This is a genomic window from Burkholderia perseverans (assembly GCF_022870505.1).
Lineage (GTDB): Bacteria > Pseudomonadota > Gammaproteobacteria > Burkholderiales > Burkholderiaceae > Burkholderia > Burkholderia plantarii.
Genome location: NZ_CP045094.1, coordinates 117,353 through 132,090, shown reverse-complemented (window position 1 = coordinate 132,090; position 14,738 = coordinate 117,353). Strand labels below are relative to the sequence as shown.

13 protein-coding genes, 1 tRNA gene, 1 pseudogene and 2 riboswitches are annotated in these 14,738 nt (G+C 63.8%); of the genes and pseudogenes, 13 read left to right on the top strand and 2 right to left on the bottom strand.

From position 1 onward, the window contains the following. Window positions 1–82 precede the first annotated feature (82 nt). The 8 genes and pseudogenes from BpN12_RS15090 to BpN12_RS15055 all read left to right on the top strand — a co-directional run. A pseudogene (locus BpN12_RS15090) lies at window positions 83–1,003 on the top strand (IS3 family transposase); the annotation flags it as partial. Between the two features lie 573 nt (window positions 1,004–1,576). Then, window positions 1,577–1,831, top strand: coding sequence for a hypothetical protein (locus tag BpN12_RS15085; protein WP_246796389.1), 255 nt, complete (start codon window positions 1,577–1,579; stop codon window positions 1,829–1,831). 186 nt (window positions 1,832–2,017) lie between these two features. Further along, complete coding sequence (locus tag BpN12_RS15080) at window positions 2,018–2,272, top strand: hypothetical protein (RefSeq protein WP_246796388.1); 255 nt, start codon at window positions 2,018–2,020, stop codon at window positions 2,270–2,272. A 68-nt stretch (window positions 2,273–2,340) separates the two neighbouring features. Next, window positions 2,341–3,315, top strand: a complete 975-nt coding sequence (locus BpN12_RS15075) for a ThiF family adenylyltransferase (RefSeq protein ID WP_246796387.1) — start codon at window positions 2,341–2,343, stop codon at window positions 3,313–3,315. Window positions 3,316–3,362: 47 nt separating this feature from the next. Then, window positions 3,363–4,181 carry a class I SAM-dependent methyltransferase gene (locus BpN12_RS15070; protein ID WP_246796386.1) on the top strand — a complete coding sequence of 273 codons (819 nt, stop codon included), beginning with the start codon at window positions 3,363–3,365 and terminating at the stop codon, window positions 4,179–4,181. After that, a complete protein-coding gene (locus BpN12_RS15065; protein ID WP_246796385.1) occupies window positions 4,166–4,729 on the top strand; it encodes a GNAT family N-acetyltransferase in 564 nt (187 codons plus the stop codon). Before BpN12_RS15070 ends, BpN12_RS15065 begins: the two co-directional genes overlap by 16 nt. Before the next feature lie 92 nt (window positions 4,730–4,821). Next, window positions 4,822–5,913 carry an IS630 family transposase gene (locus BpN12_RS15060; RefSeq protein WP_246796384.1) on the top strand — a complete coding sequence of 364 codons (1,092 nt, stop codon included), beginning with the start codon at window positions 4,822–4,824 and terminating at the stop codon, window positions 5,911–5,913. A 98-nt stretch (window positions 5,914–6,011) separates the two neighbouring features. Continuing rightward, window positions 6,012–6,491, top strand: coding sequence for a hypothetical protein (locus BpN12_RS15055; RefSeq protein ID WP_246796383.1), 480 nt, complete (start codon window positions 6,012–6,014; stop codon window positions 6,489–6,491). Between the two features lie 154 nt (window positions 6,492–6,645). Here the strand turns inward: BpN12_RS15055 and BpN12_RS15050 are convergent. After that, window positions 6,646–6,721, bottom strand: a tRNA-Arg gene (locus BpN12_RS15050). 257 nt (window positions 6,722–6,978) lie between these two features. Between BpN12_RS15050 and BpN12_RS15045 the strand changes: the two genes are divergently transcribed. Then, on the top strand, window positions 6,979–7,878 hold the full coding sequence (locus BpN12_RS15045; RefSeq protein WP_246796382.1) for a c-type cytochrome: 900 nt from the start codon (window positions 6,979–6,981) through the stop codon (window positions 7,876–7,878). A 111-nt stretch (window positions 7,879–7,989) separates the two neighbouring features. On the opposite strand, the gene BpN12_RS15040 is transcribed toward BpN12_RS15045, so the two are convergent. Continuing rightward, window positions 7,990–10,074, bottom strand: a complete 2,085-nt coding sequence (locus tag BpN12_RS15040; RefSeq protein ID WP_246796381.1) for a UvrD-helicase domain-containing protein — start codon at window positions 10,072–10,074, stop codon at window positions 7,990–7,992. Between the two features lie 441 nt (window positions 10,075–10,515). Here BpN12_RS15040 and BpN12_RS15035 point away from each other — a divergent pair, with 441 nt between their 5' ends. The 4 genes from BpN12_RS15035 to gcvH all read left to right on the top strand — a co-directional run bounded on the left by BpN12_RS15035 (window position 10,516) and on the right by gcvH (window position 14,708). Further along, window positions 10,516–11,568, top strand: coding sequence for an oxidoreductase (locus BpN12_RS15035; protein WP_246796380.1), 1,053 nt, complete (start codon window positions 10,516–10,518; stop codon window positions 11,566–11,568). A 217-nt stretch (window positions 11,569–11,785) separates the two neighbouring features. Continuing rightward, window positions 11,786–12,196: a hypothetical protein gene (locus tag BpN12_RS15030; protein WP_246796379.1), complete on the top strand. Its 411-nt coding sequence runs from the start codon at window positions 11,786–11,788 to the stop codon at window positions 12,194–12,196. 598 nt (window positions 12,197–12,794) lie between these two features. Continuing rightward, a riboswitch (glycine riboswitch) is annotated at window positions 12,795–12,895 on the top strand. A gap of 34 nt (window positions 12,896–12,929) precedes the next feature. Continuing rightward, window positions 12,930–13,054: riboswitch (glycine riboswitch) on the top strand. Window positions 13,055–13,150: 96 nt separating this feature from the next. Then, complete coding sequence (gcvT, locus tag BpN12_RS15025) at window positions 13,151–14,269, top strand: glycine cleavage system aminomethyltransferase GcvT (protein ID WP_246796378.1); 1,119 nt, start codon at window positions 13,151–13,153, stop codon at window positions 14,267–14,269. Between the two features lie 58 nt (window positions 14,270–14,327). Then, window positions 14,328–14,708, top strand: a complete 381-nt coding sequence (gene gcvH, locus BpN12_RS15020) for a glycine cleavage system protein GcvH (protein ID WP_246796377.1) — start codon at window positions 14,328–14,330, stop codon at window positions 14,706–14,708. The last annotated feature ends 30 nt before the right edge of the window (window positions 14,709–14,738 follow it).

Below are 14,738 nucleotides of genomic sequence, written 5' to 3'. Positions count from 1 at the left end.
GCCCAGAAAGACATTGGGCTTTATGTCTCCGGCCGATAAACTATGCGAGGCTGTTGCAGCGACTCGTTGAACCCACCGCAGCATACTTCGCGAAGGACCTGCTGTGAGGTATGCGTGGATCGACCGGCAGGTCGGGCAATATCCGCTGTGCTCGCTGTGCTCGCTGTGCTGCGTGCTGTCGGTCAGTGTGAACGGCTATCGGGCGTGGAAGCGCGGCGGTACGCCGGAGCGAACGCGGCTGACCGACACGCAATTGCTGACGCTGATCCGCACGGTGCACGCCGAGACCAAGGGGGCATACGGCTCGCCACGCATGACCAAGGAAGTTCGTGATCGAGGCTACCCGGCCAGCAAGGGGCGAGTGGAACGACTGATGCGAGAAAACGGCATCCGGGCCCGACACAAGCGCCGCTATCGCGTAACGACGGATTCGAAGCACAAGCTGCCGGTTGCGCCGAATCTGTTGAACCGCGAGTTCACGCCCGCCGAGCCCAATCAGGTGTTTAGTTCGGACATCACGTACATCTGGACCGACGAGGGTTGGCTGTACCTGGCCGTGGTGCTGGACCTGTTCAACCGGGAAGTGGTGGGCTGGTCGATCAAGCCGCGCATAACGGCGGGTCTCGTAACGGACGCGCTGACGATGGCGTGGTTTCGCCGCCGTCCCGCTCCAAGCGCGCTGTACCACTCGGACCGTGGCAGCCAGTACGCGAGTCACGAGTTTCAGCGCAAACTGGCCGCCTACGGCATGCGTTGCTCGATGAGTCGCAAGGGAAATTGTTGGGACAACGCACCGACGGAAAGCTTCTTCAACAGCTTGAAGAACGAACGGATTCACGCCACGCGCTACCGGACGCATCAGGACGCGAAGGCTGATCTGTTCGAATACATCGAAGTGTTTTACAACCGCAGTCGTCGTCATTCGTCGCTCGGTTTTGTTTCTCCGGAGCGCTTCCTTCGGGACTGGATCAAAGCTCAGCAGACCAAGGATGCCGCTGCATAACTCGGGGCCGTTGGAAGGCGAAAAACCGAGGGAACCTCAATTCGTCGCTCGGTTTTGTTTCTCCGGAGCGGTCCCTTCGGGACTGGATCAAAGCTCAGCAGACCAAGGATGCCGCTGCATAACTCGAGACCGTTGGAAGGCGAAAAACCTAAGGAACCTCAAACGGCTGCACACAACCTCGCTATCGCGTTCGAGCATTACAACGAGAAGCATCCCCGTAGCGCGCTGAAATACCGCTCGCCTCGTGAGTTCCGGCGCTCGATGGATTCAGCGACCTTAGTGTGACGCTGTGTCCGGAATTACTGGGTCAACTCCAAGTATCAAGCGGATGAGTTTGCGAAACAAACTCATCCAGCCTGACCGTGCTGAACAGCGATTCGTTGTAGCCGTCGGCGCCTCGCATCGGCTCTTTCTTCCCTGATCTCGCGAGCCTGCATCGTGCAGCATACCCGACACCCCTGTAAGAATTGACAGTTGATTGAAATATCAATCGAAGCCATCATGCCTCCCAGACACAAATGATAATGAGTCTCATTTGCAAATAACAACGTTGTATGATTTCGAGGATACAAAATGGGCGCGCAGATCGAGGATTGGCTGGCGGTACTAAAGACACTGGACGTGGCCACTGCGGGACTATCGGGCATCCCGGTGTTCGCCGATGATCTGATCCGCCTCCAGTTGGGGCTCACTCGGGAAAGCGTTTTCGATGGCGTGGCCGAATTGGCCAGAAAGAAGTATGTCCGCGTTTTCTACACCAATCGCGTGCCCGACATAATCGAAGTCACCAAGGCCGGCCGCAAATTTTTGATCCAGACCGCCAAGTAGCTGTCGCTTTTGTAAGCTCTGCCACTCCCGGAATTCAGCATCTCACGGCCCTCCGCTTGATCGCTCGCCCACCGTTTTTTTAGTTTTCCTAATAAATACAAAGGATTGAATCTCGCATTTTTCGTTAGAACCAGTAGTTGCAACGAGGATAACGACCGCGTTATCCATCACTCCAAGGAGGTTCACATGAAGTCTGTTTCGAAGCTCTCGCTCGCAGCATCCATCCTTATCGCAGCACAAGCGCAGGCAATGCAGGCGCCCGCTTCGCAGAGTGTCGACGGGACGAAAGTCGCACGGGTGCAAGCCTCGCACGCTTCGAGCTTGTCCGGCGCGGTGGCGCTGACCGCGGACACCAAGCCAGCCACCACGGATGCCGTGCAGGTTGCACAGTACACGTGCGCGGTAGGTGCACCGTGGTTCCTCCGCGGCGGATGCAATTGATCTTGCTTATCCGGTAGACGAAGTGACTGCGTCGCGCACCGTGACGCACTCATCGAAACAAGGATTCTATGACAAGCGAAATTTCATGGCGTGACCTGCTGTCCCGCGACGGCGATGTACAGGTGATCGATGGCGTAGTGTCTGTCGCGGGTGTTGCCGTCGGCATGCTCGCCCCTTCGACGATCTTTGGTTTCGACCCGGCGGGCAGGCGTTACGCATGGGGGCGTGCCGGCCAAGTAGCGCTTGACGACGATTCGCAAGAGGCCGTCTACGAAGCATTGCTTCAGTCCGACTCTATCTGCTTCGGCGACGCCACAAGTGTGGCGGCCTGCGCATCGCTCCTGAAAGACGAAAGGACGAGCCGGACGACTTCCTATCTGCTGTCACTAGGTGGCACCTGCAACGATGTTGCCGCGACAGTCACGAGAATTCGAGACGCATCCGTGTTGGTCGTAGGTTGTGGCGGAATCGGGGCACTCCTCGCCATGAACCTTTGTGGCGCAGGTGTCGGGAGGCTTCATCTCGTCGACAGTGACGTGGTGGAGCGGAGCAACCTCAATCGCCAATTCTTCTGGAGCATCAACGATGTCTCCCGCCTCAAGTGCACCGTACTGAAGGAACAGATCGCAGCACGTTATCCCGACGTCAATGTTGTCACCTCGACAACGCCGCTCTCGGCAGAGAACGCCGCGTCACTCGTTCGGGGACACGAAGCAATCGTCGTCACGGCAGACGAACCGCTTGGCATCGCAGCGCACGTCGCAACCGTGACCGAGGCGCTCGTGGTGAATGCAGGCTACGTGCACGGCACCTCCTACTACACGGTCGTCACAAAATCGGCGGCCGACGCCCATGCGCCGACGTGGGAAAGAAATCCGTGGTTTGTAGGTCCCAGTTTTGGCCCGAGCAACACCGAACTGGCAGGCGTGGTCAGTGCGCTTGTCTTGAAGCATGTCGCCAATCCAGGCGAGAAGCCGGCGGTGCTCGAATGTTCCTGGAACTCCATGGACATACCCCGAGTGTTGACCACCACTGTCCAGTAAGCGTGGTGGCTTGCTTGTGTCGAATCCAGCCAAAGAGAGAATCAACGATGTTCGAAAGCACATTGAACGCGCGCGATGAAGCGACAGTCGTCGCGGGTATCGGAAGGATGAGCTATCCCGACCTGGTGGCCTGTATCGGCCAAGACAACACCCCGCCCGGTGCGGACCTGACGCTCCAGACGTGGATCGGCAACGCGGGAATCGGCAGGTCGTCGCTCCTCCTGGATTTGGCCTGCTCGACAGGCTTTAGCTCCCGTTTTTGCTTCGAGCAGGTGGGCTCGCGGTCCGAGGGTATCGACCTGTCCGATGCGGCCATTCAGGTGGCAGCTCAAAAGGCCAGTGCGATGGGCGCGTCGGATGCTTTGAACTATCAAGTCGCTGATGCGGCCCAACTTCTGTTCGACGACGGCGTCTTCTCCCACATTCTAGGCGGCTGCAATTTCGCATTCATCTCCGATCGCGCCGCGGCGCTCCGGGAGTGCGTTCGCGTGCTGGAACCCTCAGGCGCACTTTGCGTGGCGAACTTCTTCTACCGAAAAGCGCCGGGGAACGATATGCTCAGTGCCGTCCACGACGCAATCGGCTTCAGGCCTGATCCTCAGTGGACACTCGACTACTGGCGGGATTTCTTCGGTTCGAGCGGTTTGACGTGTTCTTTCGAGAAAATCGAACAGTTGGCGTCGCTGCCGATGCAGCGCCTGCAAGCAGGCATTGAACAGTATGTCGACCGCGAAAACCCGTTTACGCGCCGCCTCAGCGAAAAAGTACGGGGCGCGTTTTCTTCGAGAATGTCATCGGTAAGAAGTGTTCTGAACCAGCAACGTGACTTTCAGGGAGTAGCGATCCAAACATGGCGCAAGAAATAATCCCAGTCACTGAGGAAGACGTCCCTCGGCTTCGGATTGAAGTCAGCGAGCACGTGAGTCTCGACTCGCCCTCGCCCAGCTATGCGCCCGATCTCTTTCAGTTGATCGACAGCAATCGTGCATATCTGAAGCAGTACGTGGCATGGACGCCATACGTGCAAACCGAAGAGGATTCTCGACAGTTCCTGATGAAATGTTTGGCCGAAGCACAACGAGGCACTGGTATGGCGTACATCATGCTCTATCAGAATCGGCCGGCAGGCATCATCTCTCTTCAGAACATCGACAGAGGCAACAAGACCGCATACTTCGGCTACTGGCTTGATCCATTGCGGCAAGGCTTGGGCATCGTCACCCAATCGATCTTGACCTTGTTGAAGCATCACGAAGGCGAGTTCTCTCGCTTCGTAATCAAGTGTGCGACGTCCAACGTGGCGAGCAACGCGGTCGCTACCCGCTGCGGATTCGAAAAGGAAGGAGTGCTCCGTAAAGCCGAGATCATTGGAGATATCTGTCACGACCAGAATATCTACGCATACGTCCGATAGGCGTGGCCTCCCCCCAACTAGTGTCTTGTTCCGTTGTTAACTAATCTATATTCACGTAGCATATTGACGTCAACGGAACGGGAGACGTCAACATGGCCATGGGATGGCCGAAGGCGGAGCTGGTGCTGAGCGAAGACGAGCGCATGCAACTGATGTCGATCGCACGCTCTCGTTCGATTTCGGCTGCGCTGGCCGCGCGGGCGCGCATCGTGTTGGCGGCGGCTGACGGCGAACCCAACAGCGCGATCGCTCAGCGCCTGCAACTCACTCGCGCCACGGTGGGCAAATGGCGTCTGCGGTTTCTGGAGCAGCACATCAACGGACTCTATGACGAAGTACGTCCCGGCAAGCCGCGCAGCATCGACGACGAGCGGCTTGCCCAACTGATTCACAAGACCCTGCATACGAAACCGGCAGATGGATCCACGCACTGGAGCGTGCGCACGATTGCTGCGGAAACCGCCATCTCGCCGACGAGTGTGCATCGTTACTTCAAGCTGCTGGGTCTGCAGCCGCATCGCAGCGAAAGCTTCAAGCTCTCGACCGATCAGTTCTTCATCGAGAAACTGCGTGATGTGGTCGGCTTGTACCTCAGTCCACCGGAGAACGCGCTGGTGCTGTGCGTCGACGAGAAGAGCCAATGTCAGGCGCTCGAGCGCACGCAACCTATGCTGCCAATGGGTTTCGGCTACATCGAAGGCGTCGCGCACGATTACGTCCGTCACGGCACCACCACGCTGTTTGCCGCGCTGAACGTGCTCAACGGCGCCGTGCTCGTCACTTGCAAGCCGCGTCACCGGCATCAGGAATTTCTGTCGTTTCTGCGTGAAATCGACAAGGCTGTCCCTGCTGAACTCGACGTGCATTGCATCGTCGACAACTATGACAGTCACAAGCATCCGAAGGTCAAGGCATGGCCGGCGGCACGTCCCCGCTGGCACATGCATTTCATTCCCACCTACAGTTCGTCGCTCAATCAGGTCGAACGCTTCTTTGCCTTGATCACCGACAAGGCGATCCGCAGAGGCTCGTTCGGCTCAGTAAAACAACTCATCAAGCGTATCGATCAGTTCGTTTCCCACTACAACGAAAACTGCAAGCCGTTTGCCTGGACTGCGTCAGGCGATTCCATCCTCGAAAAGCTGCATCGACTTTGTTCGCGAATCAGCGGAACAGAACACTAGCGACGTCGCCAATCGGGACCATCATCGTGTCGTGCGCTTATTGCCTGAGAGCGACTCGCGCACTGCGATATGGCGACTCGGAAGTGGCTTGGTCCTACATGGCAGACGCACGATACTGGTGTGGTGCAGCAATCGCCGACAAGGGTATCGGCGAAGTTATTGAGCAAACGCGTGCAAGCGCCCTCACTGCAGCGGCAAAACGAGCGAACGAGGCGCGCCAACATGCTTACGACATTTACAGACGGATGGCTTGGCGCCTCGCCAGGCGGAAACGCCCTCCTCTGCGCGGCTGGCAAGCCCTCGACCATGCGGTCACAAGCATTCGCGAACCGTTCCTTCAATTTGTCGCCGCAGTTGTCGCGGCGAACGAAAGACGAGCGGAGAGGAACAAGTCTCTACCCAAACATCAGGCTAAAAAACCAGTCGTAGTGCCGAAGACGGCAAGCATTGAAAAACGGCTTGAGGAATGGCTTGGAAAAATGCCGGATCGCGATCAGCTCTTTCCTCGAACCAAAGCCGGTCGCCCCAAGAAAGCAGAACTCTCAGGTAGCGTGGAACCACCGTCCACCGTGCTATGAGGCGCCGTGGCGCGCGCTGCGCGTAGGCAGCTCACGATAGCCGTGATGGAAGACGGGTCGGAAAGTCCAACCCAAGCCCATCCCGAATTTCCGTATAGTTTCCGTACGAACTGGATCGAGGAAAGAAAAAAATCGCTGGAAGGCTTACTAGGCTTGGCGCGCCCGGCTGGGATCGAACCAGCAACCCCTGCCTTCGGAGGGCAGTACTCTATCCATTGAGCTACGGGCGCATCGGGGAGAACCGCGTCACGACCCTGAAAAACCATGCGGTGACGGCGGCAAGAGCGAGAGCATACCTTGTTTCGATGACAGCGTCCACCGGCCCCCGGCCGCCACCGGCGCAGCCCCGCGCGTCCGGGTAAACGCGCGCCGCAACCGGCCCTTTGCGCGGAAAAAGACGCGTCTATAATCATTCGAGCTTCCGTCGTCAGACATTCTGCCGCAGCCGAACCCGAGCACAATTCCTATTCACGGAGACGAGGCCAGCATGAGCGAAGCGCCCCACCACGAAGCGCCCATCAAGACGCCCGGGCAACTGATCGCCGTCATCGTCGCGTCGTTCGCGATCCCGATCGCGATCATCATCCTGCTGGCCGGCTATGCCGATCACGCGTTCCGTTCCGGCGCCGGCACCGACGGCCTGTCGGACGCGGCCGTCGCGCAGCGCATCGCGCCGCTGGCGCAGGTCGAGGTCAAGGACGCCAACGCGCCGAAGGTCTACAAGAGCGGCGAAGCCATCTACCAGGCGGTCTGCGTGACCTGCCACGGCACCGGCGCGGCCGGCGCGCCGAAGTTCGGCAACGCCGGCGACTGGGCGCCGCGCATCGCGCAAGGCTACGACACGCTGCTGCACACGGCGCTGACCGGCAAGGGCGCGATGCCCGCGCGCGGCGGCACCAGCCCCGACGACGTCAGCGATTTCGAAATTGCGCGCGCCGTTGTTTACATGGCGAACCACGGCGGGGCGAACTTCGCGGAACCAGCCCAGCCGGCCGCCAACGCGGCACCGGCCTCGGGCGCAGCGGCCAATGCCGCGGCAGCCTCGGGCGCGAGCGGCGCCGACACCGCGAACACGCAGGCCGCCGCCGCGATGGCCGCGATCGCGGCGCTGCCCAAGCCGGGTGCCGCCCCGGCCGCGCCCGCCGCGGGCGGCGCCGGCCAGGCGCTCTACAACTCGACCTGCCAGGCCTGTCACGCGACCGGCGTGCTCGGCGCGCCGAAGTTCGGCAACAAGGCCGACTGGGCGCCGCGCCTGGCCGATCCGATCGACAAGATCTACAACTACGCGCTGCACGGCAAGGGCTCGATGCCGCCGAAGGGCGGCTCGAACGCCTCCGACGAGGACGTGAAGGCGGCCGTCGATTACATGGTCAACGCCGCGAAATAAACGAAGCGGCACGATCGCCGCCCCGAAAACGCATCGGCCCATGTCCGCCAACGGCGGCACGGGCCGATTCTCATGACGCGGGCAACAAGCAAGCACGCCGCCCGCCCCGGCTCACTTCTGCAGCAGCGCCTTCAGGCTCGCCAGCCGGTCCTTCGGCGTCATCGGCGCCTCCTCGGGCGTGGGCGGCGGCGCGTCGTCGAGCACCATCTCGGCGATGAAGCGCGACGGCTCGCAGACGATCGTTTCCCTCGCGCGCTTGCGCTTCTTGCACCAGTTCAGATGCAGGCTGCGCTGCGCACGCGTGATCGCCACGTACATCAGGCGGCGCTCCTCCTCGATCCGTTCGTCGTCGATCGCGTCGTCTTCCGACCCGCCGCGGTGCGGCATCACGCCTTCCTCGACGCCCACCAGGAATACGTGCGGATATTCGAGCCCCTTCGAGGCATGCACCGTGGATAGCCGCACCGCGTCGGGATCCTCTTCCTTGCCTTCGAGCATCGACATCAGCGCGACGGTCTGGATCAGCCCGAGCAGGTTCTTGCCGGTGTCGGCGAGCCCGTCGGCGTTGTGGAAACCCTCGGCCTCGCCGTCCACGGCCTCGGTCTCGGGCTTGGTGCCCTTGCGCTTGAGCCATTCGAGGAATTCCAGCACGTTCTGCCACTTGGTCTGCGCCTGGCGCTCGTCGAACGCGTCGTACAGATACGCCTCGTAGTGGATCGCCTCCATCATGTCGTCGAGCACGACGGTGGCGGGATCCTTGTCGGCGCGCTCGGTCAGGCGCTGGATGAAGTCGCAGAACATGCGCAGCGGCTCGACCTGCCGCGCCGACAGCCGCGCCTCGATGCCGCCCATGTAGACGGCCTCGAACAGCGACACCTTGGCCTGCCCCGCGAACGAACCGAGCGCCTCGAGCGTGGTGTTGCCGATGCCGCGGCGCGGCGTGGTGACGGCGCGGATGAAGGCGGGATCGTCGTCGGCGTTGGCGATCAGGCGCAGGTAGGCGCACAGATCCTTGATCTCGGCCTTGTCGAAGAACGACTGGCCGCCCGACAGCACGTAGGGAATCCGCTCGCGGCGCAGCACCTGCTCGAAGATGCGCGCCTGGAAGTTGCCGCGATAGAGGATCGCGTAGTCGCGGAACTGCGTGCGCCGCTCGAACTTGTGCGCCGAGAGCCGGAACACCACCGATTCGGCCTCGTGCTCCTCGTCGTTGCAGGGCGTGACGGTGATGGTGTCGCCCATACCGTGCTCGGACCACAGCTTCTTCTCGAACAGCTTCGGGTTGTTGGCGATCACGTTGTTCGCGGCGGTCAGGATCCGCACCGTCGAACGGTAGTTCTGCTCGAGCTTGACCAGATGCAGCTTCGGGAAATCCTTGCCGAGCTGGGCGAGATTTTCCAGCGTGGCGCCGCGCCAGCCGTAGATCGCCTGGTCGTCGTCGCCGACCGCCGTGAACGCGGCGCGCGGGCCGGCCAGCAGCTTGAGCAGCTCGTACTGGCAGGCGTTGGTGTCCTGGTATTCGTCGATCAGCAGGTAGCGCAGCTTGTTCTGCCAGCGGTCGCGCACCTGTTCGTTGCTGGCGAACAGCTCGGCGGGCAGGCGGATCAGGTCGTCGAAATCGACGGCCTGATAGGCGTGCAGCGTCGCCACGTAATTGCGGTAGACGAGCGCGGCCTGGTGCTCGTCCTCGTTGGCGGCGATCGTCATGGCCTCTTCGGGCAGGATCAGGCCGTTCTTCCAGAGCGAGATGATGTTCTGGATCTTGCGGATCAGGCCCTTGTCGGTGGTGCCGATCTGCTCCTGCACCATGCCGAAGCAGTCGTCCGAATCCATGATCGAGAACTGCGGCTTGAGCCCGACGTGCTCGGCCTCCTGGCGCAGGATCTGCACGCCGAGCGAGTGGAAGGTGCAGACCGTCAGCTGGTTGACGGGCACCTTGCGGCCTTCCTTGCCGGGCGTGGTCAGCGTCTTGCCTTCGAGCAGCTTGCCGACGCGCTCGCGCATTTCGGCGGCGGCCTTGTTGGTGAACGTCACGGCCGCGATGTGGCGCGGCTCGAAACCCTTGTTCTCGATCAGATGGGCGATCTTCTGCGTGATCACGCGCGTCTTGCCGCTGCCGGCGCCGGCGAGCACGAGGCAGGGACCGTCGAGATAGCGCACCGCTTCGCTTTGAGCGGCATTGAGACCTGCGGACATGGTGGCGGATGGAATGCGTGCGGATGACGGCGCCGCCGCCGCGCCTCGAGCCTTTGGCGGGCGCGCTGTGCGCGGCGCGAAGGCGGCGCGGATCGGAAAACGGCGGGCGCGGGAGCCGCATGTTAACACGCCGCAAAGACGCCGGCCGGGTGCGGCGGGCGCAAAAAAATGAAAACGCGCGCGGGCTGGCGGCACGGGCTCGGCGGGTGCGGAAACGGGGGCGGCGGCACGGGCGCGGCGACGCTCGAAACTCACTCATGGGGTCGAATCCACGGTGAGCGGTGAGCAGCTTCCTCCCGATCCGCCGTCACCGTGCGCCACCCGGTGTTCGCGCCCCGGTTGCCGTGCCAGAATAGCCGGTCGCGGGGTGGCCGCCGCGCGCCCGCGGCGCCGGCCTGCCGTCACGCTCCGTTCGATCTCGCACGCTGACAGGATTCGCTCATGACGTCTCTACTGAAAGTTGGTCTGATGGGTTTCGGTTTCGCCGGCGCGACGTTCCACGCCCCGGTGATCGCGCACAGCGGCCGCACCCGGGTCGCCGCGATCGCGACCGGGCAGCCGGACAAGGCGCGCGCCGCGTATCCGGGCGCGGCGGTGGTGGCCGATTTCGACGCGCTGCTCGCGCACCGCGATGTCGAATGCGTGGTGGTGGCCACGCCGAACGACACGCACTTCGACCTCGCGCGCCGCGCGCTCGACGCGGGCAAGCACGTGGTGGTGGACAAGCCGGTCACGCTCAGTTCGGCGGAGGCGCGCACGCTCGCGCGCCTGGCCCGCGAGCGCGGCCTGGTGTTCGCGCCGTTCCACAACCGCCGCTGGGACGGCGATTTCCTCACGGTGCGCGCGCTGGTGGCAGGCGGCGAGCTGGGCCGCGTCACCTGGTTCGAATCGCATTTCGACCGCTTTCGCCCGCAGATCCGCCAGCGCTGGCGCGAGGACGCGACGCGCGGCGGCGGCCTGCTGTTCGACCTCGGCCCGCACCTGATCGACCAGGCGCTGACGCTGTTCGGCGCGCCCGAGACGGTCAGCGCCACGGTGAAGGCGCGCCGCAACCAGGCGGAAGCGGCCGATCTCGTCCATCTGCTGCTCGGCTACCCGGACAAGGAAGTGCTGCTGCACGCGAGCGCGCTGGCCGCGATCGAGCCGGCGCGCTTCACGATCCTCGGCACGCGCGGCGGCTATCAGAAGTTCGGCCTCGACACGCAGGAGGACCAGTTGAAGGCCGGGCTCACGCCCGACCACGTGGCGTTCGGCGGCGGCAATCCGCCCGGCGTGCTGCGCCTGCTCGACGGCGAGGTCGAGACGGAGCGGCCGGTGCCCACGCTCGACGGCCAGTACGCCGAGTTCTACCGCGCGCTGGCCGCCTCGGTACAGGACGGCGCGCCGTTCCCGGTGGCCGCGCAGGACGCCGTGGACGTGATGGCGATCATCGAGCTGGCCGACCGGAGCGCCCGCGAGGGCCGCCAGCTGCCGTTCGTGCGCGAAACGTTCTGACGCGGTACCCGGCCAGGGACTGCGGACGCCCGGTTCGGCGGACCGTCGGTCTGGTACGAACAATCGGTTACAAAAACGTCGGGAACCCACGCCCCAGCCGGGTCGGTCAGAAGCATGCTTCGAAAAGGCCGGCCCGCAGCTGGCCCCCGCCGGGATCGCGGGGGAGGCTGCCGGGCCGGCTTTCGCTTCACCGATACGACAATCAGGAGAATGATCCATGCAACGGTTGATCCGCACGGCCGTCGGCGCCGCCCTCGTCGCCTCGCTGGCCGCGTGTGTCATCACGCCGCCACCGCCGGCGAAGCGGCCGGCTCCGCGCCCGCGTCCCACTCAACCGGCCCCCGCCCAGCCGTTGCCGCCGCCGCCGCAACCGGCACCGCCGCCGATCGGCGTCGAACGGATGAACGACGTGCTCGGCCGGATCGACAGCCTCGGCCGCCGCATCGACACGCGCGTGAACGGCGGCGACTACCCGCCGCCGCAGGGCCAGGCGCTGCATCGCCGGCTCGACGTGATCCGCCAGGAAGCGACCGACATGGGCGCGCAGCACGGCGGCGGCCTGACCGCCGACGAGCAGCGCGTGCTGAACCAGGAACTCGACACGGCCGCGCGCGCGATCGGCGTCTGAATCCGGCGCCGGCGCGGCCGCCCCGTCCACGCGGGTACGCCGCCTGCTGCGCCTCCGGCCTGACTCCCCTTCCGTTTCCTCTCCGCCGCGCGGCGAATCGTGTGCGCTCCGGGCCGCGCGGCGCGTGCCGGCGGCGTGACTCCGGCCGCGACCCATTCGCATTTGTTCCCGTCCATTCACCGCCCTGCCGTTCGGCGGTTCCGGTTGCCGTTCGCCGGTTGCCGCTCGCCATCGGGCTTGTCCACGGGCAATCCACCGCTTATCCCGGCGTTATCCCGTGCTTGTCCACCGCTTTCCCCGCCATTTGTCCCCGTGCTTTTCCCCTACCAATCCACTGCTTTTCCACAGGCTTATCCCTGGCTTGTCCACGCTTGATCCACCGACTTTTCCACCACCGAACCCCCACTTGCCCCCCGCTACTCCACAGCCTGTCCACTGCTTATCCCCGCCTTTATCCCCAGCCGCTCCAGCCACCTCCACCACATCCGCGCCCCACGCTCCCAGTCCGCCCACCGGCCCTCGCACACGCCCACGCTTGTCGTGAAGCGACGTCAATTTGGGCAAATTGACAACCCATCCGGCCTCGCGTAAATTCGCCGGCACGCGTCGGGAGAGCGTGCGACGGTTTGTCATCAAACCGGTCGCGCCGCCGAAGGGGCATACCCAGAAACTCTCAGGCAAAAGGACCGAACGCGTCGGATCACCCGCGCCACGCATTCGCGTCGCGCGACGGAGTTCGGACTCTGGAGAGCGGCAGTAGCCACGTGCGCGAGCATCGGCAGGCTGCCCACCGAAGGGGCGCGCGCAGGCCGGCAACGGCGGCGCAATCTCTCAGGTATCGAGGACAGAGGGGCTGCAATGAATCGCAGGCGGCATCACGCGCTTGCGCCTCGTCGCATCGCCGTTTTGTTTTCGCGTTCGCCCGCCATGGGCGAGCGGAACCCCGAGGCCCCGATGACCGCACTCAAACACACCCCGCTGCACGCCGCGCACGCCGCGCTCAACGCCCGCATGGTCGACTTCGGCGGCTGGGACATGCCCGTCAACTACGGCTCCCAGCTCGAGGAACACCGCGCCGTGCGCACCGACGCGGGCATGTTCGACGTGTCGCACATGTGCGTCGTCGATTTCCGCGGCACGCGCGTGCGCGCCTTCTTCGAACACGCGATCGCCAACCACGTCGGCAAGCTGAAAACGCCGGGCAAGGCGCTCTACTCGTGCCTGCTGAACCCCGAAGGCGGCGTGATCGACGACCTGATCGTCTACTACTTCACCGAAAACTTCTTCCGCGTGGTGGTGAACGCCGGCACCGCCGAAAAGGATCTGTCCTGGTTCACCCGACTGAACGCCGAGGGCGGCTTCGGGCTCGAGATCACGCCGCGCCGCGATCTGGCGATCGTCGCCGTGCAGGGCCCGAACGCGCGCGCCAAGGTGTGGGACACGGTGCCGGCCGCGCGCGCCGCCACCAGCGAACTGAAACCGTTCAACGCCGCGCAGGTGGCGGACACGCCGTTCGGCGAGCTGACCGTGGCGCGCACCGGCTATACCGGCGAGGACGGTTTCGAGGTCATGGTGCCGGCCGCCCACGTCGAGGCGCTCTGGCACGCGCTGGCGGCCCACGGCGTGCGCCCGGCCGGGCTCGGCGCGCGCGACACGCTGCGCCTCGAAGCCGGCATGAACCTCTACGGCCAGGACATGGACGACAGCGTCTGCCCGCTCGACGCGGGCCTCGCCTGGACCGTCGATCTCACCGCGCCGCGCGAATTCGTCGGCCGCGCCGCGCTCGAGGCCCGCGGCCAGCGCAGCGCGTTCGTCGGCCTGATCCTCGAGAAGGAAAACGGCAAGGCCGGCGGCGTGCTGCGCGCGCACCAGACGGTGCTGACCGAGCACGGCGAGGGCGAGATCACGAGCGGCACGTTCTCGCCCACCATGCAGGAATCGATCGCGTTCGCGCGCGTGCCGGCCGGCGTCGCCGCCGGTGCGACGGTGCAGGTGCGAATCCGGGACAAAAACCTTCCCGCGCGCGTGGTAAAACTCCCGTTCGTGCGCAACGGCAAGGTGCTGGCCGCCTGACGGCCGGCCGCCCTGCGCACGAACCTCAACGCACACACCCCCATCTCAGGAGCAACCGATGAGCAACGTCCCGGCCGATCTGAAATACACCGACGAACACGAATGGATCCGCACCGAGGCGGATGGCACGCTGACGATCGGCATCACCGATCACGCGCAAACCACGCTCGGCGACATCGTCTTCCTCGAACTGCCGCAGGTCGGCAAGCAGGCGAACGCGGGCGACCCGGTGGGCGTCGTCGAGTCGGTGAAAGCCGCCTCGGACATCTACGCACCGGTGTCGGGCGAGATCATCGCCATCAACGACGACGCCGTCGACGCGCCGGAATCGGTCAACGAAGACGCCTACGACGCCTGGCTCTTCAAGGTCAAGCTCGCGCCGGGCGCCAACACCGACGCGCTGCTCGACGCCGATGCCTACCAGAAGCTGATCGACTGACCCTCTGTCCACCCTGGCGGCGCGCCCGGC

Excerpts from the sequence above, each read along its gene's own strand:
- BpN12_RS15085 (WP_246796389.1), top strand. The coding sequence starts at position 1,577 with ATGGGCGCGCAGATCGAGGATTGGCTGGCGGTACTAAAGACACTGGAC.
- BpN12_RS15080 (WP_246796388.1), top strand. The coding sequence starts at position 2,018 with ATGAAGTCTGTTTCGAAGCTCTCGCTCGCAGCATCCATCCTTATCGCA.
- BpN12_RS15075 (WP_246796387.1), top strand. The coding sequence starts at position 2,341 with ATGACAAGCGAAATTTCATGGCGTGACCTGCTGTCCCGCGACGGCGAT.
- BpN12_RS15070 (WP_246796386.1), top strand. The coding sequence starts at position 3,363 with ATGTTCGAAAGCACATTGAACGCGCGCGATGAAGCGACAGTCGTCGCG.
- BpN12_RS15065 (WP_246796385.1), top strand. The coding sequence starts at position 4,166 with ATGGCGCAAGAAATAATCCCAGTCACTGAGGAAGACGTCCCTCGGCTT.
- BpN12_RS15060 (WP_246796384.1), top strand. The coding sequence starts at position 4,822 with ATGGCCATGGGATGGCCGAAGGCGGAGCTGGTGCTGAGCGAAGACGAG.
- BpN12_RS15055 (WP_246796383.1), top strand. The coding sequence starts at position 6,012 with ATGGCAGACGCACGATACTGGTGTGGTGCAGCAATCGCCGACAAGGGT.
- BpN12_RS15045 (WP_246796382.1), top strand. The coding sequence starts at position 6,979 with ATGAGCGAAGCGCCCCACCACGAAGCGCCCATCAAGACGCCCGGGCAA.
- BpN12_RS15040 (WP_246796381.1), bottom strand. The coding sequence starts at position 10,074 with ATGTCCGCAGGTCTCAATGCCGCTCAAAGCGAAGCGGTGCGCTATCTC.
- BpN12_RS15035 (WP_246796380.1), top strand. The coding sequence starts at position 10,516 with ATGACGTCTCTACTGAAAGTTGGTCTGATGGGTTTCGGTTTCGCCGGC.
- BpN12_RS15030 (WP_246796379.1), top strand. The coding sequence starts at position 11,786 with ATGCAACGGTTGATCCGCACGGCCGTCGGCGCCGCCCTCGTCGCCTCG.
- gcvT (WP_246796378.1), top strand. The coding sequence starts at position 13,151 with ATGACCGCACTCAAACACACCCCGCTGCACGCCGCGCACGCCGCGCTC.
- gcvH (WP_246796377.1), top strand. The coding sequence starts at position 14,328 with ATGAGCAACGTCCCGGCCGATCTGAAATACACCGACGAACACGAATGG.